Genomic DNA, 18,572 nt, shown 5'->3' with positions numbered 1-18,572 from the left:
GCGCGAGATGGACGCAAGCATCGAGGGCGCGGGCGACGGCGACGTCGCCGACGAACCGGTCGCGGAAGCGCGCCGCCAGACGGCCGGCGCGGCGCCGGCGCGCGCCGCGGCGGCGCGGGCGCGGCTGTGGCGGACGATTTCCATCCGCCTGTCGCGCGCGCTGCGCACCGTTCAGTCGCATCTTTCATCGTCGCTGACCCGCCGCATCGTCGTTCTCAATCTCGGCGGACTCGTCGCGCTGCTGGCGGGCTTCCTCTATCTCAACCAGTTCCGCGAAGGTCTGATCGACGCTCGAGTGCAGAGCTTGCAGACGCAGGGCGAGATTATCGCCGCCGCGGTGGCGGCCTCGGCGACGGTCGACACCGACGCCATTTCGATCGACCCGGAAAAGCTGTTGAAGCTCGCCCCCGGGGAAAGCGCCAACGGCGCTGAAGGCGGCTCGCCGCTGGAGTTTTCGCTCAATCCCGAGCGCGTCGGCCCGCTGCTGCGGCGGCTGGTGTCGCCGACTCGGCTGCGGGCGCGCATCTACGATCGCGACGGCTTTCTGCTGCTCGATTCGCGCTCCGTCTCAGGCCGCTCGAACATTTTGCGCTTCGAACTGCCGCCGGCGAGCGACCCGCCCGTGACCATCGACGCGTCATCCTTCCTTGAACGAACGCTGAATTTTTTCCAGCGCCTGTCGCATCGTCCGGAACTGCCGCTTTACGAAGACATCGGCATGGGCAACGGCAAGGCCTATCCCGAGATCGGCAGCGCGCTCGACGGGCGCATCCATTCAGTGGTTCGCGCCAATGCAAAAGGCGAATCGATCATTTCCGTCGCCGTTCCCATTCAGCGCTTTCGTTCGGTGCGCGGCGCGCTGCTGCTCTCGACGATGAGCGGCGACATCGACGCCATTATCGTCGCGGAACGATGGGGCATCATCCGCATCTTTCTGGTCTCGGCCGGGGTGATGCTGCTGATTTCGCTGTTCTTCACCAACACCATCACCGAGCCCATGCGCCGCCTCGCCGAGGCTGCCGAACGCGTGCGGCGCGGCGCGAAATCGCGCCAGGAAATCCCGGATTTTTCGGACCGGCCGGACGAAATCGGCCATCTTTCCGGCGCGCTGCGCGACATGACGAAGGCGCTCTACAACCGTATCGACGCGATCGAGCATTTCGCCGCCGACGTGGCGCACGAACTCAAGAATCCACTCACCTCGCTGCGCAGCGCCGTCGAAACGCTGCCGATCGCCAGAACCGACGGGGCGCGCGACAGGCTGCTCGCCATCATCAAACATGATGTTGGCCGGCTCGACCGGTTGATCAGCGACATATCCGACGCCTCTCGGCTCGACGCCGAGCTTGCGCGCGCCGACATGGGCATCGTCGACCTCTCGGCGGCGTTGTCCACCGTCGTCGAAGTGGCGCGCGCCGTAGACTACGGCGACGGCGTCAAGATCGAGCTGACGGTGCGTCCGTCTCCCCACGACCCAACGCGCGGCCACTGGCGCGTCCTGGGACATGATTCGCGACTCGGCCAGGTGCTCAACAATCTGATCGATAACGCCAAGTCGTTTTCGAAGCCTGGCGGGACCGTGCGCGTGCGGCTGTGGCCCGAACGCGCCAAGGGCCCCGGGGGTCAGCAGCTCGAAGGCTTCGAGATCATTATCGACGATGACGGCCCTGGAATTCCCGATCGCGCGTTCGACCGCATCTTCGAGCGTTTCTATACCGATCGGCCGGAACAGGGATTTGGCCAGAATTCGGGGCTGGGGCTGTCGATTTCCCGCCAGATTATCGAGGCGCACGGCGGACGTATCCGCGCGCTCAATCGCACGCGCGCGCATCCCCAGGGCACTGACGGGCCGCGCGCCGGCGATACCGTGCTTGGCGCCCGCTTCGTCGTCTGGCTGCCGGCGGCGCGATGACGCCGCCGCAGGCGCCCGCATATGTGCACGCCAATGCGCTCGTCCTCGGCGAAACCGGCCTGCTGCTTCGCGGACCGCCCGGCGCTGGCAAGAGCACGCTGACCCTGGAGCTGGTCGACCGCTGGCGGGCGCGCGGCGCATTCGCGGCCCTTGTCGGCGACGACCGTGTGGCGCTCGACGCCCGCCACGGCCTGTTGATCGCCAGGCCGCATCCATCGATCCGGGGGATGATCGAGGCGCGCGGCCTTGGGATGTTGCGCGTTGACTATGAGCCCGCCTGCGTGGTGCGGGCCGTGATCGATCTTCTCGCGCTCAAGGAGGCACCAAAACGATATCCGGAGGAGAGTGAAAGTCAGATTGAATTGAGCGGCGTTACATTGCCGCGCATTTTCGAAAACGCCGCGCGCGTCGGTGTTCTGACGCGGATTGGCTCCTACATTCAGGATCTTGCGACAAATTGACTGCGCCCTGCTGTTTTCGCTTGCCTATTTCGCGGCGTTGCACAAAATGTCGCCCCTGTTGAACGGGGCGATTACGGCTGACGCAACGGCTCCGAATATGCAGTGGCGCCGTTCGCCCCATGCGGCCGACGCGTTTTTAAGATGTCGGCGCACAAGAGACGTCTGCATGAGTGGTAGGGTCGTATGATCGGAATGGTCTTGGTGACCCACGGCCACCTTGCCACTGAGTTTCGCGCGGCGCTTGAACACGTCGTGGGACCTCAAAAGCAGATTGCGGCGATCTCGATTGGGCCCGAGGACGATATGGAGCGCCGGCGCGCCGACATCATTGAAGCGATCCGCGAGGCCGACACCGGCGATGGCGTAGTGCTGCTCACCGACATGTTCGGCGGAACGCCCTCCAATCTAGCAATCTCGGTGATGGACGGCGCAAGGGTCGAAGTGCTCGCGGGGGTCAACCTGCCAATGTTGATTAAGCTCGCTTCGGTCCGCGATACGCAACCGCTGGAGCAGGCGGTGCTGCAGGCGCAGGACGCCGGGCGCAAATATGTTTACATCGCCAGCAAAGTGCTCAACGCAAAATGAACGAACTCGTGACCGATAAAGTGCATCAGGCTGCGGCCGAAGAATTGATGTCGCGCGAGTTCGCGATCGTCAACAAGAAAGGGCTGCACGCCCGCGCCACCGCCAAATTCGTGCAATGCTGCGAGAAATTCGACGCGGTCATCACCGTGTCGCGCGGCGAGGAAACCGTGGGCGGCAGCTCGATCATGGGCATTCTGACGCTCGGCGCGGGCCAGGGCGCGACCATCACCGTCACCGCGACGGGGCCGCAGGCGAAGGCCGCCCTCGACGCCCTGGAGGCGCTCGTCGCCAATCGCTTCGGCGAGGACGAATAGAGCGCGTCCGCCAAGGTCGCGACCTTCCCACATTGCCCCTTCTTTTCCTGCTTGCAGGCGAGTGAAATGTCGGTCTTTGCCGTTTATGCACGGGTGCTGGGGCTGCTGCGGCCTCAGGCGCGGCTCGCGATGATTCTCGTCGCCGCCAATCTCGCGCTCGCCGTCGCGGCCTTCGCCGAGCCGATGCTGTTCGGGCGCATCATCGACCGCATGACGCGCGCGCAAGCGCCCGGCGAAACTTTGACATGGAGCGATCTGCTGCCGCTCGTTTCAGCCTGGGGAGCCTTTGGTCTGTTTTCGATCGGCGGCGCAATTCTCGTCGGTCTTAACGCCGACCGGCTCGCGCATCGCCGCCGTCTGGCGGTGATGTCGGATTATTTCGACCACGTTCTGAATCTGCCGCTGAGCTTTCACACCAATGTCCATTCGGGACGTTTGCTAAAGACGATGCTCGACGGCGCCAACGCCATGTCGGGACTTTGGCTGTCGTTCTTTCGCGAGAACTGCGCCTCCTTCGTCGCGCTGTTCGTGCTGCTGCCGGCGACTCTGTTCGTCAATTGGCGGCTCGGCTCGCTGCTCATGGCGCTGGTCGTCATCTTCTATTTCGCGACGAGCTTTGTCCTGCGTCGCACCGAAGATCTGCAGGGACAGGTCGAGCGCTATAATTCCACGCTCGCCGAACACGCTTCGGATGCGCTCGGCAATATTCCGGTGGTGCAGAGCTTTACGCGAATCGAAAGCGAGTCGCATGCGCTCAACCGCATCATCGACGACGTGCTCGCGGCGCAATTGCCGGTGCTCTCCTGGTGGGCGTTTGTGGTCGTCGCCAGCCGCGCTTCGGCGACGCTGACCATTCTCGCAATTTTTCTGCTCGGCGTCTGGCTGCATTTGCAGGGCCAGGCGACAATCGGCGAGATCGTCGCCTTCATGAGCTTTGCGACCATGCTGATCGCAAGGCTCGAGCAGGTCGTCGGCTTCGTCAATGTGCTGTTTCAGCAGTCGGCGAAAATATCGGAATTCTTCGCCGTGCTCGACACGCAGCCGAGCGTCGCCGATCGTCCCGGCGCGCGCGACGCCGAGCGGCTGACGGGCGCGGTCGCATTCGAGAACGTCACCTTCTCTTATGACGGTCGAAGGACGGCGGTGCGCGACGTGTCCTTTACCGCGAAGCCAGGAACGACGATCGCGCTCGTCGGCGCGACCGGCTCGGGAAAATCGACAACGCTCGGGCTCTTGCATCGGGCCTTCGATCCGGACGGCGGCGCCGTCAAGATCGACGGCGTCGACATCCGCGAATTCACTTTAAGTTCGCTTCGCCGCAACATCGGCGTGGTCTTTCAGGAGCCGATGCTGTTTGCACGCTCAATCGAAGAAAATCTGAGGATCGGCAATCCCGACGCGACCGACGAGGAGATCGCCCATGCGCTCGAACTGGCGCAGGCGACGGAATTCGTCGCGCGACAGAGCGACGGGCGGGCGACGCGCGTCGGCGAACGCGGCCGCTCGCTTTCCGGCGGCGAACGTCAGCGTCTGTCGATCGCAAGAGCGCTTCTGAAAGACCCGCCGATCATGGTGTTCGACGAGGCGACCTCGGCGCTCGACGCGACGACCGAACGCTTGATCCAGAAGGCGCTGGAGGCGGCGATGAAGGGGCGCACGACCTTCGTCATCGCCCATCGCCTGGCGACCGTGCGCAACGCCGACCATATTCTCGTCTTCGATCAGGGCGAGATCGTCGAGAGCGGCGCCTTCGACGAGCTGGTGGCGAAAGGCGGCCGTTTCGCGACTCTCGCGGCGGCGCAGTTCATGACCGAGCCGACAATTTCGACGACGCCGCTCGACGGGGTTTACGAGGCCGGCGCGGTGCAGGCGGCGGGGTGATCGTCCGGCGTCGAGCGCGCGGCGAGAAGCGAGCCGGCGACCGAGCGCTATGGGCAAAAAATAAGCCGCGCCTCTTTCGAAGCGCGGCCACAGGCTTCAATACGCGATCTTCTTACCGGATCACGTAAGGCAGCAGGCCGAGGAAGCGGGCGCGTTTGATCGCCTGCGCGAGTTCGCGCTGCTTCTTGGCCGAAACGGCGGTGATGCGCGAGGGCACGATCTTGCCGCGCTCGCTGATGTAGCGGGAGAGCAGGCGCGTGTCCTTATAGTCGATCTTCGGCGCGCTGGCGCCGGTGAACGGGCAGGACTTGCGGCGGCGGAAGAAAGGACGGCGGGGCGCTGTGCTCATTCTTCCTCTCCTCCTTCAACCTTGCTTTCCTCGCGGCGCGGGCGACGGTCGGGACGATCGCCGCGATCTCCGCGATCGCCTCTGTCGCCGCGCGGGCCGCGGCGCTCGCCGCGATCGTCGTCTTCACGCTTGCGAAGCTGCGCCGACGGACCTTCCTCCAGCGCGTCGACGCGCAGCGTCAGCACGCGCAGAATGTCTTCATTGATGCTCTGCTGGCGCTGCATCTCGGCGATCGCCGCCGGCGGCGCGTCAATGTTCATCAGGGTGAAATGCGCCTTGCGGTTCTTGTTGATCCGATAGGCGAGCGATTTCACGCCCCAATATTCGGTCTTGCCGACCGTGCCGCCGAGCGACGCGATTACATTCTTGAACTGCCCGGTCAGAGTCTCCACCTGCTGGGGAGAAACGTCCTGACGGGCGAGATAGACATGCTCGTAAAGAGGCATGGATTTTTTGCCTTTCCGTTGTCGCGAGCCGTTCCGGCGCCAAGCCCTTCGAGCGCTTCTTGGGAAATGTCCCCGGAAAGGCTCGAGAAGGAAAGTTCGAAGGCGGAGACACGGGAAGACGGGAATCTAGACCCTCGCTTTTTGGGCATATTCTTGTCCGAATATGCTCGTAAAGCGCTTCCGTTGAGCCCCCGGCCGGGAACCTCGCGATCGGCGGTTTATACGCGGCTTTAAGCAGGATGCAAGAGCATGGCGCCGCGCGGCTTGCCGCGGCGCGGCCTCGCCAGTATGTTCGCGCCGTCCGGCCGCCGCCAGGAGAGATGAGATGACGCGGAAATTCAGAGTGTTCGCGCTGCTCGCCGGCCTCTCCGCGCTGCTCTCCGCCTGCGACAAATGCGGCGGCTTCCAGGAGCTTCGCGCGCCCGGCGTGCCGCACGCCTGCAAGGACGGCGCGCCGCGCTGAGCGTCATCCCAGCTGGCGTGAGCGGTTTTGATCGAGAGCGTGCCCTGACGAAAGGCGCGCCGGAGCCCGGTTTGTCCAACGCCAGCACCTTCCTCGCGATGAAGCGCCGAGGCGCGAAAATCGTGGTCGTCACCGCCTATGATGCGCCGACCGCGCGCATCGAGGTCGAGGCGGGGGTCGACATTATTCTTGTCGGCGACAGCGTCGGCGTGAATATTCTTGGCTATGCCCATGAGCGCGAGGTGACGCTCGCCGACATGGCGCATCATATCGCCGCAGTTCGGCGCGGCGCGCCCGAAATCTACATCATCGGCGATCTGCCTTACGCGACCTACGACACGCCACGCCAAGCGATCGAGAGTTCGCGCGTTTTGGGCGAGGCCGGCGCCGACTGCGTCAAATTCGAGGGCGCGCAGCCGGAACTCGTGCGCGCCCTGGCGACGGCGGGATTCGACGTCTGCTGTCATCTCGGCCTCGAGTCGCAGCATCACGAGGTGAAGCGGCGCCAGGGCAAGACGGCGGAGGCCGCCGCGAAGCTCTTTCACGACGCGCTGGCGCTCGACGCCGCCGGGCAGAACTTCTTGGTGCTGGAGCTCGTGCCGCAGGAGCTCGCGGCGCGGATCACGGAGGCGATCGGCGCGCCGACGATCGGCATCGGCGCCGGGGCGGCAACCGACGGACAGGTGCTCGTCGTCAACGATCTTGCCGGAATTACCGAACGCGAATTCAAGCACAACCGGCGTTACGGCGCCGTCGGCGCGGCGCTAGGCGCCGCCGTTGCCGCTTATGCGCGCGACGTGCGCGCCGGTCTCTTTCCGGCGGAGGCGCACGCCTTTCATATGGGGGAAGAGGAACGCGCCGCCTTCGAGCGCGCGGCGCGCGCCGACGAGGCTTAAGCCGCGCCGATGGCGGCGGGCGGCGCCCCGGCGAGACGCCGCCGCCACATGGCTTCGAAGAGCGATTCCAGCGCGATCGTGTAAGCGGCGACGTCGAAGAGCGCCGCCGTGGGACGATTGGCGACGAGCTTCGCCCGCAGTTCTGCGCAGCCGACGGGATCGCCCGCCAGGCCCAGCGCGATCTCGAAATAGGCGTCAAAATCGGGCGCGATCAACTCCGGCAGGCCGATCGCATGCAACAGGCTGCCGGCGACTCGCGAGGGAAAGGTGTCGCCCGCGCGGGTCACGATCGGCACGCCCGCCCAAAGCGCGTCGCTCGCCGTCGTATGAGATCCGAAAGGCGCCGTGTCGAGCGCGAGATCGGCAAGCTGCAGGCGCGCCAGATGCTCGGCCTGCGGCAAATGCGGCGCGAAAATGAGCCGCCTTGCGTCAATGCCGCGTCTGCGCATTTCATTGCGCAGATTGCCTTCCGCCAGGATCGACGCCGAAAGCCACAGCACCGCGGCGGGCGTCGCTTCAAGCAGTCGCGCCCAGAGATCGAAAATGAAGGGCGTGAGCTTATAGGCCTGATTGAAGCAGCAAAAGACGAAACCCTCCGGCGGCAGACCGGCAGCGGCGCGCGACGGCGGCGCGCACAGCGGCGTTCCGCGCCCGTGCGGCTGATAGGCCTGCGGCAGATAGGCGAAGGCTTCCGAATAGGCCGCCGACGAGGCTGGCGGCGTCACATAGCGATCGGTGACGATGTAGTCGCACACCCCGGCCCCAAGCGTGCCGGGATAGCCGAGATAGTTGACTTGAACCGGCGCCGGCCGCAGCATCATCACGCCGGTGCGGGCGCCGTGGGTAAAACCCTTCAGGTCAATCAGAATGTCGACGCCGTCCGCATGGATTTGGCGCGCGGCCTCGACGTCGGTCAGCGGCGAAATGTCGGTGAAAGCGTCAAAGGCGGCGCGCAGACGCGTCCGCATCTCGCCCTCCGCGCCGCAATAGCTGTAAGCGCGAATTTCAAAGCGCGCCCGATCATGCGCTTCAAGCGTCTCGACAAGCAGATGCGCGGTCGCATGGGCATGGAAGTCGTTTGAAAGATAGCCGACGCGAATCCTGCTGCGGGGAGTGAGATCAAAGCGCAAATTGAGGCTCGCGCGTAGCGGTCCGGCCGCCAGAAGGCGCGCAGCGGTCCAGCGTTCGGAACAGGCGCGCTGTTCGCTGGCGGTGATGCCGGGCTCCGAAAGCAGGAGAAAGGGCGGGGTCGCCGGGCCGTCTGGCATGGCGAGCGCGGCGCGGATCTGCGGCGCGGCGCACGCGAAATCGTCCCATTCGCACATGGCGCGGCTGCGACCTATCGAATTCATAGCGCCCTTTCGCGAGGGCGGATTCGAACATAGGCCCGCCTACGCGCTCGAAGCGATTTCCGTGCCGCGCGACGATCGTCATCTTGGCGAGTTGCCAGGACCGCCGCCGCCGCTAGAAGATATTCTTTTGCCGCGCCGTCATCAGGGCGGGCGGTCCGCAACAAGGCTCATCATGACGTCAGCCACGATCTCGAGAGAAGCGCCGGTCGGACTCCTTCTCGTCAATCTCGGCACGCCCGATGCGCCCGATGTCGCGGCGGTGCGGCGCTATCTGGCGGAATTCCTGTCCGACCGCAGAGTCGTCGACCTCCCGCGCGCGCTATGGCTTCCGATCCTCTATGGCGTCGTGCTCAACACGCGGCCGGCGCGCTCGGCGAAGCTGTATGAGTCGATCTGGAACAGCGACACGGGCGAAGGCCCGCTGAAGACCATTACCCGCCTGCAAGCCGAGAAGCTGCAGGCGCGCATGGGCGCTAAGCGCCTTGTCGTCGACTACGCGCTGCGTTACGGCGCGCCGTCGATCGCGACGCGCATCGACGCGCTGATTGCGCAAGGCTGCGAGCGGATCGCGCTGTTGCCGCTCTATCCGCAATATGCCTCCTCGACCACCGGCTCCGCCGCCGACGCGGCCTTCGACGCGCTGCGCGAGTTGCGCAAGCAGCCGGCCCTGCGCATCGCCGCGCCCTATTACGACGATCCCGCCTATGTCGACGCGCTCGCGGCAAGCGTCAAAGGCGCGCTCGCCGCGCTCGATTTCGAACCTGAGGTCGTTGTCGCATCCTTCCACGGCCTGCCGCAGGCGCAGATCGATCGCGGCGATCCCTATCGCGATCATTGCGAGACGACATGGCGACGGCTCTGCGAAAGGCTCCAAATGAGCCCGCAATGTCTGCGTCTCGCCTTTCAGTCGCGCTTCGGAAGGGCGCGATGGATCGGGCCTTATACGTCGGACGTGGTGACTGAGCTTGCCGGCGCGGGAGTCAAGCGCATCGCCGTGGTCGCGCCGGGATTCGCCGCCGACTGTCTGGAGACGATCGAAGAGCTCGGCGTGGAAATCCGCGATCTTTTTCTAGCGAAGGGCGGCGAGAAATTCACCCGCCTGCCCTGTCTCAACGACAGCGAAGAGGGCATGCAACTCATCGAGACCTTGGCGGAGCGCGAGATAGCGGGGTGGATTTAATACGGATTTCGCGCGATCCGTTCGCTTGGACGGTGTCATTCCCGGCAGGCCGAAGGCCTGACCGGGAATCCAGAGCAAATTCAGTGACGCTGGTTTTGCTCTGGATTCCCCATCGCGCGCGTTGCGCGCGTCGGGAATGACATCCGAGCCGTTCAAGGGAATTTCGCATAACGCGCGAAGTGCGGCAATCGGCTTTGCTATCTTTGCGAAAGTTCGGTCAGCAACCCGCGCAGCGGCTGAAACTCAAAGCGCACTTGGTGGCGCCCTTCGGGAACCGCGACGGCGCGAAACAACACATTGGCGCGCAGGATCGGCGCCTCGACGCCGTCGACGCGGGCGAACCACCAGGGGTGCCAGACGTCGTTCAACACAAGCCAGCCGCCGCCCGGAGGCACATCGGCCTCGACGACGACGCGGTCGTTTTCATATGAGTCGATTTTCGCGGTCGCGGGGGGCGCGTCCTTGCGCGTATGACAGATCGGCGGCGCCTCGAGCAGCGCCGTCTCGCGATAGTCGGCCTCGGGCCACTCGCCGCTCTTGATCATCTGCGCGAAATCGACATGCATGGCGCAGGTCGCGACAATGACCCGCGGCATGGCGCGACGATTTTCGTATATGCGAACGTCGCCGATGCGGGTGAGTTCGACAAGATCGCCGGGCTTGTAACTCTCGTCGATTTCTTCAATTGGGACGCCGGTCGCGATGAACCTCAGGCCGAGCATGTCGGAAAGAATTGAGCGATAGGACGGATAGAGCTTGGAGAACTCCCGCTGCTCGGGAAGCGCGAGATGGTCGCCGGCGCCGGTCGCGTCTTCGAAGAGTCGAAGCCGAATCGGATTATAGCCGAGATCGTGATCGAAGCCGTGGACCAGCGAGGCGTTGGGCCAGTGAAAGTCGATTGCGGCAAGCTCGACACGATCGCGCCGATCCGGCGCGGCCGTTTCCTTGAGCTTCTCGCGCAGATAGGCGATCACCGGATTCTTGCCGTCGGTCTTCAATACGTCGCACTGCTCGGGCGGCAAGCCGGTCGATTCATTCGCTCCAATCCCGATCGCGAGATCGGCGCTCATCAGTGCGGCGACCGCGGCAAGCAGGTAGACTCCGCGCAACAACCGATCGCGGGTCGCGAGAATGAGCGCGACGGCGAGCGCGGCGAATATCGCGCTTGTCGCGAGCGGCCACGACGCCTGAACCAGACGGTCATTCCAAGCCGCGACGAGCGTCGCCGCCGCGAAGAGCGCGGCGACGGCGGCGACGAGCCATCCGGCGCGCGGCGCGACGACGCTCCGCTCGATCAGATTGAAGCCATAGCCTGCGAGTATCGCGACGGTTACGCCAAGCAGGAAAGTTGCGTCAGCCGGCCGACGCCAGAGGTCGACGCCCGGCAGGCGATAAAAAAAGACGAAGGCCGGCGTGTAGCGGCCCACAGCGTATAGAGCGAAGAACAGCGCCGCGGCGGCGAAGAAGCGAATTTCTCTATCGAAAAAGAACCGCCTGCTCATCGCCGCGATCAACGTGACGAGCGTCAACTCGCCCAGATAGACATTCGTCATGTTGCGCGCGAGGAAGATGTCGCGCTCTCCGGTCGGCGGCCCCCAGAAATCTTTCAGCGGGCCATCGGTCCCGAACAAATTGGCGGAGATCAGCGTCAAAAAGGAGTCGAGTGGTAGCGAGCCTTTAAGCGCGCCGTCGAGATCAATCTCGGGACGATTCGAATGCGCCGCGAGCTCCAGCGTGAACGCGAGCGGAACGGCGATGATCGTCAGGCCGACAAGCGCGCCGGCGGCGAGCGGCGCGACCGCGCTGAGCTTGGGTGATTGATCGGTCGCGATGCGATAGGCGGCATAGGCGGAAAGCATCAAGACGCCCAGGAAGGCGACCTGATCCCGTCCGAGGACAAGCAGAGCGGCGACGGCGCCGGCCGCCGCGCCGTAGAGCGCCGAGCGGCGATCGAGCGCGCGCGCCAGCAGCCACAACGTGACCGCCAGCCACGACAGACTCATAATCTGCCCGACATGCTGGATGCGCCACGCCGCCGAGCCGCCGAAGGCGAAAGCGAACGCGGCGAGCAGTCCGCCGGCGGCGCTCCACCCGCGATCGCGGAAATAGGCGATGAGCGCAAGACCGCCCATCGCCAGCATCGCGAAGACGAGAGCGTCGGCAAGCGCAAAGGACGGTTCGCGAACGAGCGCCGCCGCCAGCAGAAAGAATGGCGAGAAGATCAGCGATTGCGGATCGGCGATCTGCGGCATTCCCGCAAAGACGTTCGGCGTCCAGAAGGGGGATTGGCCGCTGTGCAAGGCATGGGCAAGAAAGACGAATTGTGGATAGAAATGCGCCTTAGCGTCCCACGGGATCGTGACGCGCCCGGAGAGCCACGGGAAAGCGAGCGCCAGCGCGCAGGCGATGAAGAACGCCGCGGAAAGGGCATAGGGCTGACGTGCCGCGTCGCCTGCGTTTCCACCGATTCGTTGCATCGCCACAGTTCTAGCGGTTTCCGTTCAGGGCTTAAAGCCGCGCCTCAGGCACGCGGCTGAGGCCAAAGCGCGCCGCGAGCGCGTCGAGATCGACGTTCGCGCGCTGCTTGTCATCCATTTCAAGCAACAGGCGCAACCCCATCCCGCGCAGCATATCGACAAAGGCGATGATGTCGGGGTCATCGGCCGTCCGGCCGAAGAGCGGCGCGAGCTGATCGGCCACGCCGCGGGCATGCGCGGCGAGCGTCGCGCGAATGTCCGATTGGTCGCTCGCCTGAGCCACGACGCTCAGGAAGAAGCGCATCTTATTGCGATCGAACATGAGCCCGCGCACCGCCTCGACAGGGTCCGCGTCGATTCCCGTCGAACCGCGCGTGCGCTTATGCGCCTGCGCATGAGACGCTTCCAGCGTCGCGGCGAGCAAATCCGTCTTGCGCGGAAAGTAATAGGTCAGATGCGACTGGCGCAATCCGGCCGCGGCGGCGACGCGGGTTTGGGTCAGCGCCGAGACGCCTTCTTTCTTCAAGACTTTAAGCGCAGCGTCCAGAATGCGCTGACGCGGGCCTTTTTCGACCGTCGCCATTCGAGCTCTTTTAAGATTTCGCCGCGCCAGCGTCGTATCAATAAAACCGCGCCGAGGAAATGCCTCTCGCGCTTGCGCCGCGCGTATTGGTATTATACCAATCTGACGCGCGACGGCGTTGGAGAGCATCATGAGATTGGTTCTAAGTTCTTTTGCAGTCGTGGCGATCAGCGCGGCGATGTCGATGGGCGCGCGCGCCGACGATGGGTCCGACGCCGCGCGCCGCTTGCTTTTTGAGACCTTCGACAAGCCGGAGGCGCGTCTCTTTGTTGACGCCGTCGTCGTCGAAGGAGACGCCGCCGTCGCCGACTGGCGCCAGGGAGACCTCGGCGGCCGGGCGTTTCTCACGCGCAAAAATGATGGATGGACCATCGCGCTTTGCGGCGGCGACGCGTTGAAGGACAGCGCCACGCTCGAAAGGCTCGGCGTTTCGAAAACGCACGCCGAGGCGCTTTCCAGAAGGCTGGCGGCTGAGGAGAAACGGCTCTCTCCCGATGTCGTCGAACATTTCTCCCGATTTGACGGCATGGCCGCCGTCGAGGCCGATGGCAGCCATTCGCCGGTCGATCCGCATCACAAGCCGATACCCTGATCCGCTCACGGTTGCGCCCGAGCGACAGCGCAGGAAAATGCGCGCATCGGGCATGAATCTTCCCTACGGCCTGGCTTTCTATCTCGAGGGGCGCAATCTGACCAATCGCCATACATCGGCGATGTGACGACGATCGTCGACGCGCGCGGCCTCAATCCGATCGTTTTCTATCCGGTCGGGTCGAGCGGTCTAGGGCGGCCCGCGCCTCGCCTTTAGCGAGGATGGCGCATTTGGGCGCGCGGCGCGACGGGCCATATATAGGGCTGGCGCGCCGGCCGCCTTCGCCGGCCCATCAAGGCGCATTGCTTGTCGGTTCACGCGAGCCCCGAAAATCTCGAAGCCACGCGGAAAAGCGCGCCGGTTTTGCGCGTCGAAGGGCTTTGCAAATCCTATTCGACGCCGCAGGGGCGCATTGCCGTGCTGCGCGGCGTGGACGTCACGCTCGCGGCCGGCGCCAGCCTGGCGCTGACCGGCGAGTCCGGCAGCGGCAAGAGCACGCTGCTTCATCTTGTTGGGGCGCTCGACGACGCTGATTCAGGCGCGGTGGTTCTCGACGGCGTCGCGCTGACGGTTCTGTCAGAACATGCGCGCGCCGCCGTGCGCCGTGAAAAGATTGGCGTCGTCTTCCAGCAATTCAATTTGATTCCGAGCCTGACCGTCGCCGAAAATCTAGGATTTCAGGCGCGCCTTGCCGGACGCTACGACTCGGCTTGGCAGGAGGAGGTCGCCGATCGTCTTGGCTTGGCGGAACTCTCTGCGCGCTATCCGGAGGAGTTGTCGGGGGGACAGCAGCAGCGCGTCGCGATTGGCCGCGCGTTGGCCGTGCGCCCGCAGCTTTTGCTCGCCGACGAGCCCACCGGCAATCTCGATGCAGCGACAGGCGACAATGTGATGGCGCTGGCGCTCGATCTCGTCGCCGCGACGGGCTGCGCTTTTCTGATGGCGACGCACAGCGAGCGGCTCGCCGCCCGGCTGCAGCGTCGCGTGCGGCTGGAATCCGGTCTTCTGGCGGCGCAATGAGAGAGACGTTCTGGACGCTCGCCGCGCTGATCAGCCATTGGCGCCGACGCCCGGGCAATCTCGCGACGCTCGTGCTGGGCCTCGCCATCGCCACGGCGCTCTGGAGCGGCGTGCAGGCGCTGAACGCGCAGGCGCGCAACAGCTACGACGCTGCGGCGACCGCGATGTCCGGCGGCGGCGCGGTAACGCTCGTCGCCGCTCGCGGCGGGCTTTTTGACCAGGATTTGTTCGTGAAGCTGCGTCGCGCCGGCTTCGACGTCTCGCCGGTCCTGGAAGGCGCGGCCCGGATCGGCGACCAGAACATTCGCATCATCGGCGTCGAGCCGGTGTCGCTGCCGCATGGTTCGCCGATCGCGCACAAGCGACGTCGGGCGGACGTCCTCGAGGATTTCTTTTCAGGCGAGGGCCGCGCCTTCGCCGCGCCGCAAACGCTACGGCGGCTTGAACTCGCCGAAGGCGCGCAGCCGCAAACCGGGCGCGGTAGGCAAACGCCGCCGCTTGCGGCGCTCGCCGAAGCGCCGCCCGGCGCCGTCGTCGTCGACATCGGCGTCGCCCAGCGCCTGCTCGATCGTCCCGGAAAACTCTCGCGTCTCATCGTCGCAGAGGACGCGGCGCTGGACACGGAGCGGCTTAAGCGAGTCGCCGGCGATGCGCTTCGGCTCGTCGCGGCGGACGACGCAAGCGAGCTGGCGCGCCTGACCGACAGTTTTCACCTCAATCTGACCGCCTTCGGCTTTCTGGCTTTCCTCGTCGGATTGTTCATCGTCCACGCCGCCTACGGCCTCGCCTTCGAGCAGCGTTTGCCGACCTTGCGCACCTTACGCGCGCTGGGCGTCGCGGCGCCAAACCTCGTCGCGGCCATGGCCTGCGAAATCGCCGTCCTGACCTTTGTCGCCGGCGGCGCGGGCGTCATCGGCGGCTACGCGATCGCGCAAGCGCTGCTGCCGGATGTCGCCACAAGCCTTGAGAGCCTTTACGGCGCGCAGATTTCGGAAAGCCTGGCGCTCGATCTGCGCTGGGGACTTTCCGGACTTCTCATGGCCGGCGCCGGCGCGGTTCTCGCGGCGGCGAGCGGCTTCGCAAAGACATTGCGCCTGCCGCCGCTGTCGGTCGCGCGCCCGATCGCCTGGCGCGCCGAGCATCACCGCTATTTGCGGCGTCAGGGCGCGCTCGCGCTCCTCGCCCTTGTCGCCGCGGCTTGCGCCTACGGCTTTGGCGACGGGCTCGCATCCGGATTCGCCGTGATCGGCTGTTCGCTTCTTGGCGCCGCGCTTTTCTTGCCGGTCGCGCTCGCCGGGGCCCTGGCGCTCGGGGAGCGTCTGGCGCATCACCCGCTTGCGCGCTGGTTCTTCGCCGACGGGCGTCAGGAAATTTCCGGACTGTCGCTTGCGCTGATGGCGCTGCTCATCGCGCTCGCGACCAATATCGGCGTCGGCGGCATGGTCGAGGGTTTTCGGCAGACCTTCACGCGCTGGCTCGATGCGCGTCTCGTCGCCGAAATCTATTTCGAGGCGGCGACGCCCGCCGACGCGCGCGACATCGAGGCGTGGGCGCGCACGCAACGGGACATATTGGCGATCCTGCCTGTCTGGCGCGCGAAGACGCGCATCGGCGAATGGCCGGTCGACATCGTCGGCATGACGCCGCATGAAACCTATGCAACGCATTTTCCCTTGATCGAGGCGGCGGCCGATGTCTGGACCGCCCTGCATGCGCAGGACGCCGTCCTCGTCAGCGAGCAATTGGCGCGGCGGCTCGGCGTCGGGGTCGGCGCCACGCTCGACATTCCGGCCTCAACGCAGGAGTGGCGCGCGCGCATCATCGGCGTCTTTCCCGATTACGGCAATCCGAAGGGCCAGCTGCGCATCGATCACGAGAAATTGAAGCGCTATTTCGACGGCGCCTCCGGCGTGCATTACGGCCTGCGCGTCGCATCCGACGCGACGGCGCGCGTCATCGACAATATGCAGCGGAGCTTTGGCGGAAAGATCGCGCGCATCGTCGATCAATCCGAGCTTAAAAGCCTGTCGACGGACGTCTTCGAGCGCACATTCGCCGTGACGACCGCCTTGAACATGCTGACGCTGATCGTCTCCGGCTTCGCGCTTTTTGCGAGCCTGCTGACGCTCAGCGACATGCGTCAAGCGCGCATCGCGCCGGTGTGGGCGCTGGGCGCGACGCGCCGGGAGCTCGCGGGACTGGAGATGATCCGCGTCTTGGGGTTCGCCGCCGGCGCCGCGTTGCTGGCGACGCCGCTCGGGCTGTTCATGGCCTGGTGTCTCGTCGCCGTCGTCAATGTCGCCGCCTTTGGATGGCGGCTTCCGTTCCATATGTTTCCGGCGCAATGGCTCGTGGTTCTCCTCATCGCGCTCTGCGCGGCGTTTTTGGCGGCGCTCGTTCCAGTCGCAAGGCTTGCGCGCGCCGCGCCGACCGATCTGCTCAAAGTCTTCTCCAATGAACGCTAGGCCAAAGAACGGCGCTGAGAAACGAAGCGTCGCGATTTCGAGGCGGTCGGCGCTGCTTCTGGCGCTCTCGTCAAGCGGCGCGCTGGCGCAAGGCTTTCGCGGACTGGCCGAAAATGCGCCGGGCTTCGCACTCCCGCGGCCGGGAACGCCGCTCGTGTTTCCGAAAGACCATGGCGCGCATACGGATTTTCGCACCGAATGGTGGTACGTCACGGCAAATTTAGCCGGCGCGGACGGCGCCTCGTACGGCGTCCAATGGACGCTCTTTCGCTTCGCTATGCGGCCGAATTCTGCGGGCGCCGGCTGGGACGACCGCAATGTGTGGATGGCCCATGCGGCGGCGACGAGCGCTGGCGAACATCTTTTCGCACAAAAATTCGCGCGCGGCGGAATTGGCCAGGCGGGCGTCGAGGCCGCGCCTTTTCGCGCCTACATCGACGATTGGGTTCTCGAAACGCGCGACGATTACGGCGGCGCCGGGATTGAGCGGCTGCGCGTTTCCGCGGGGGACGGAAATTTCGCCTATGCGCTCGATCTTACCGCGACGGGGCCGATCGTATTGCAGGGCGACGGCGGCTACAGCCGCAAATCCGACGCGGGGCAGGCCTCCTATTACTACAGCCAGCCGTTCTTCACGGTGGATGGCGCTGTATCAATTCATGGTCGTAAAACGCGGGTCTCCGGCCGCGCCTGGATGGATCGCGAATGGTCGAGCCAACCGCTGGGACCCGATCAACAAGGCTGGGATTGGTTTGCGCTTCATTTGGACGGCGGCGCCAAGCTGATGCTGTATCGCATGCGCGATGTAAAGGCGGCGCCGTTTCTCTTCGGAAATTGGATCGACGCTAAAGGCGCAACCTCGCCGCTCGCGCGCGAAGACATCGCCATCGAACCTCTCGAGAGGATGCGCATCGCCGATCGCGACATGCCAATTCGCTGGCGCGTTCAGATCGGCAGTCGCGGAGCCGATATAACAACGCAGCCTCTCAATCCGAGAAGCTGGATGGGAACCGATCCAGCCTATTGGGAGGGACCGATCCGCTTCAGCGGGTCGCACAGGGGAGAAGGCTATCTCGAAATGACCGGCTATTAGATCCCGCTGCACATTTGGGAGGAATCGCCCGAATGCGGCGGGAACTACAACCCTGCTGCTGTAAGAAAGAAGCTTGCGACGACGCCCCTCGATTCCCGGAGCTTTCTCAAATGCGCCGCCGCGAGCTCCGAGAGCCGCCGTTCGCCCGCGCGCGTGATGACGACGAGCGAACGGCGACGATCTCTCGGATCGGTCTTTCGCCTCACGAGCTTCGCCTGCGCCAAGCGCGACACCAGCTCTGCGGCGCTATGGTCGCGGATCATCAGCTGCTCGGCGAGTTCGCCCACGCTGATGTGTTTCGCGCCTGGATAGGTGCGCACGACCAGCAGCGCCTGATACCATTGCATGGTGACGCCATGGTTCGCAGAGACCTGTTCGCTGAACGCCAGGAATCTACGCAGGGCGTAGCGAAAATGCGCGAGCGCCGCCAGCTCTTCTTCGCTTGGCGCCTTGCGCGGCGTTTCCTGCGCTTGATCGCAGAGATTCACGTGGAAATCCTTTGT

Annotated in this window: 18 protein-coding genes; 12 read left to right on the top strand and 6 right to left on the bottom strand. The window is 65.0% G+C overall.

Annotated elements, in window-relative coordinates; all coding sequences use genetic code 11:
- The first annotated feature begins 7 nt into the window (after positions 1 to 7).
- The 5 genes from QZ964_RS12660 to QZ964_RS12640 all read left to right on the top strand — a co-directional run bounded on the left by QZ964_RS12660 (position 8) and on the right by QZ964_RS12640 (position 5,153).
- Positions 8 to 1,912 (top strand): sensor histidine kinase, encoded by a 1,905-nt coding sequence (locus tag QZ964_RS12660; RefSeq protein WP_292532021.1) that lies wholly within the window; start codon positions 8 to 10, stop codon positions 1,910 to 1,912.
- Positions 1,909 to 2,373: an HPr kinase/phosphorylase gene (locus QZ964_RS12655; protein WP_292532020.1), complete on the top strand. Its 465-nt coding sequence runs from the start codon at positions 1,909 to 1,911 to the stop codon at positions 2,371 to 2,373. Before QZ964_RS12660 ends, QZ964_RS12655 begins: the two co-directional genes overlap by 4 nt.
- Positions 2,374 to 2,556: 183 nt before the next feature.
- Positions 2,557 to 2,958 (top strand): PTS sugar transporter subunit IIA, encoded by a 402-nt coding sequence (locus QZ964_RS12650; protein WP_292532019.1) that lies wholly within the window; start codon positions 2,557 to 2,559, stop codon positions 2,956 to 2,958.
- Complete coding sequence (locus QZ964_RS12645) at positions 2,955 to 3,272, top strand: HPr family phosphocarrier protein (RefSeq protein WP_292532018.1); 318 nt, start codon at positions 2,955 to 2,957, stop codon at positions 3,270 to 3,272. Before QZ964_RS12650 ends, QZ964_RS12645 begins: the two co-directional genes overlap by 4 nt.
- Before the next feature lie 66 nt (positions 3,273 to 3,338).
- Positions 3,339 to 5,153 (top strand): glucan ABC transporter ATP-binding protein/ permease, encoded by a 1,815-nt coding sequence (locus tag QZ964_RS12640; RefSeq protein ID WP_292532017.1) that lies wholly within the window; start codon positions 3,339 to 3,341, stop codon positions 5,151 to 5,153.
- 112 nt (positions 5,154 to 5,265) lie between these two features.
- Here the strand turns inward: QZ964_RS12640 and rpsR are convergent, their stop codons facing one another.
- Complete coding sequence (gene rpsR, locus QZ964_RS12635; RefSeq protein ID WP_292532016.1) at positions 5,266 to 5,502, bottom strand: 30S ribosomal protein S18; 237 nt, start codon at positions 5,500 to 5,502, stop codon at positions 5,266 to 5,268.
- Positions 5,499 to 5,948, bottom strand: a complete 450-nt coding sequence (rpsF, locus tag QZ964_RS12630) for a 30S ribosomal protein S6 (protein WP_292532015.1) — start codon at positions 5,946 to 5,948, stop codon at positions 5,499 to 5,501. Before rpsF ends, rpsR begins: the two co-directional genes overlap by 4 nt.
- 325 nt (positions 5,949 to 6,273) lie before the next feature.
- Here rpsF and QZ964_RS12625 point away from each other — a divergent pair, with 325 nt between their 5' ends.
- Both QZ964_RS12625 and panB read left to right on the top strand, forming a co-directional pair.
- The gene (locus QZ964_RS12625) at positions 6,274 to 6,411 is read left to right on the top strand and encodes a hypothetical protein (RefSeq protein WP_292532014.1); all 138 of its coding nucleotides are present in this window, start codon (positions 6,274 to 6,276) and stop codon (positions 6,409 to 6,411) included.
- Between the two features lie 71 nt (positions 6,412 to 6,482).
- Positions 6,483 to 7,307 carry a 3-methyl-2-oxobutanoate hydroxymethyltransferase gene (gene panB / locus QZ964_RS12620; RefSeq protein ID WP_292532013.1) on the top strand — a complete coding sequence of 275 codons (825 nt, stop codon included), beginning with the start codon at positions 6,483 to 6,485 and terminating at the stop codon, positions 7,305 to 7,307.
- On the opposite strand, the gene QZ964_RS12615 is transcribed toward panB, so the two are convergent.
- Positions 7,304 to 8,659 carry a UDP-N-acetylglucosamine-peptide N-acetylglucosaminyltransferase gene (locus QZ964_RS12615; protein ID WP_292532012.1) on the bottom strand — a complete coding sequence of 452 codons (1,356 nt, stop codon included), beginning with the start codon at positions 8,657 to 8,659 and terminating at the stop codon, positions 7,304 to 7,306. The two genes, panB and QZ964_RS12615, sit on opposite strands and share 4 nt — an antisense overlap.
- 172 nt (positions 8,660 to 8,831) lie before the next feature.
- Between QZ964_RS12615 and hemH the strand changes: the two genes are divergently transcribed.
- The gene (hemH, locus tag QZ964_RS12610) at positions 8,832 to 9,839 is read left to right on the top strand and encodes a ferrochelatase (protein WP_292532011.1); all 1,008 of its coding nucleotides are present in this window, start codon (positions 8,832 to 8,834) and stop codon (positions 9,837 to 9,839) included.
- A gap of 197 nt (positions 9,840 to 10,036) precedes the next feature.
- Here the strand turns inward: hemH and QZ964_RS12605 are convergent, their stop codons facing one another.
- Positions 10,037 to 12,316 carry a hypothetical protein gene (locus tag QZ964_RS12605; protein ID WP_292532010.1) on the bottom strand — a complete coding sequence of 760 codons (2,280 nt, stop codon included), beginning with the start codon at positions 12,314 to 12,316 and terminating at the stop codon, positions 10,037 to 10,039.
- Positions 12,317 to 12,347: 31 nt separating this feature from the next.
- Positions 12,348 to 12,899: a TetR/AcrR family transcriptional regulator gene (locus tag QZ964_RS12600; RefSeq protein WP_292532009.1), complete on the bottom strand. Its 552-nt coding sequence runs from the start codon at positions 12,897 to 12,899 to the stop codon at positions 12,348 to 12,350.
- Between the two features lie 130 nt (positions 12,900 to 13,029).
- Here QZ964_RS12600 and QZ964_RS12595 point away from each other — a divergent pair, with 130 nt between their 5' ends.
- The 4 genes from QZ964_RS12595 to QZ964_RS12580 all read left to right on the top strand — a co-directional run bounded on the left by QZ964_RS12595 (position 13,030) and on the right by QZ964_RS12580 (position 18,069).
- Positions 13,030 to 13,491 carry a copper uptake system-associated protein gene (locus tag QZ964_RS12595; protein WP_292532008.1) on the top strand — a complete coding sequence of 154 codons (462 nt, stop codon included), beginning with the start codon at positions 13,030 to 13,032 and terminating at the stop codon, positions 13,489 to 13,491.
- A gap of 306 nt (positions 13,492 to 13,797) precedes the next feature.
- Positions 13,798 to 14,511, top strand: coding sequence for an ABC transporter ATP-binding protein (locus QZ964_RS12590; RefSeq protein WP_292532007.1), 714 nt, complete (start codon positions 13,798 to 13,800; stop codon positions 14,509 to 14,511).
- The gene (locus QZ964_RS12585; protein WP_292532006.1) at positions 14,508 to 16,976 is read left to right on the top strand and encodes an ABC transporter permease; all 2,469 of its coding nucleotides are present in this window, start codon (positions 14,508 to 14,510) and stop codon (positions 16,974 to 16,976) included. The genes QZ964_RS12590 and QZ964_RS12585 overlap by 4 nt, the downstream gene beginning before the upstream one ends.
- Positions 16,966 to 18,069 (top strand): lipocalin-like domain-containing protein, encoded by a 1,104-nt coding sequence (locus tag QZ964_RS12580; protein WP_292532005.1) that lies wholly within the window; start codon positions 16,966 to 16,968, stop codon positions 18,067 to 18,069. Before QZ964_RS12585 ends, QZ964_RS12580 begins: the two co-directional genes overlap by 11 nt.
- A gap of 44 nt (positions 18,070 to 18,113) precedes the next feature.
- Here QZ964_RS12580 and QZ964_RS12575 read toward each other — a convergent pair whose 3' ends face one another.
- The gene (locus QZ964_RS12575) at positions 18,114 to 18,557 is read right to left on the bottom strand and encodes a MarR family transcriptional regulator (protein WP_292532004.1); all 444 of its coding nucleotides are present in this window, start codon (positions 18,555 to 18,557) and stop codon (positions 18,114 to 18,116) included.
- Positions 18,558 to 18,572 lie beyond the last annotated feature (15 nt).

It is taken from the genome of Methylocystis sp., from assembly GCF_021731785.1.
In the GTDB taxonomy this organism is placed as follows: domain Bacteria; phylum Pseudomonadota; class Alphaproteobacteria; order Rhizobiales; family Beijerinckiaceae; genus Methylocystis.
Note: the sequence above shows the minus strand (reverse complement) of the source record. Positions and strands in the feature narration are given on the sequence as shown.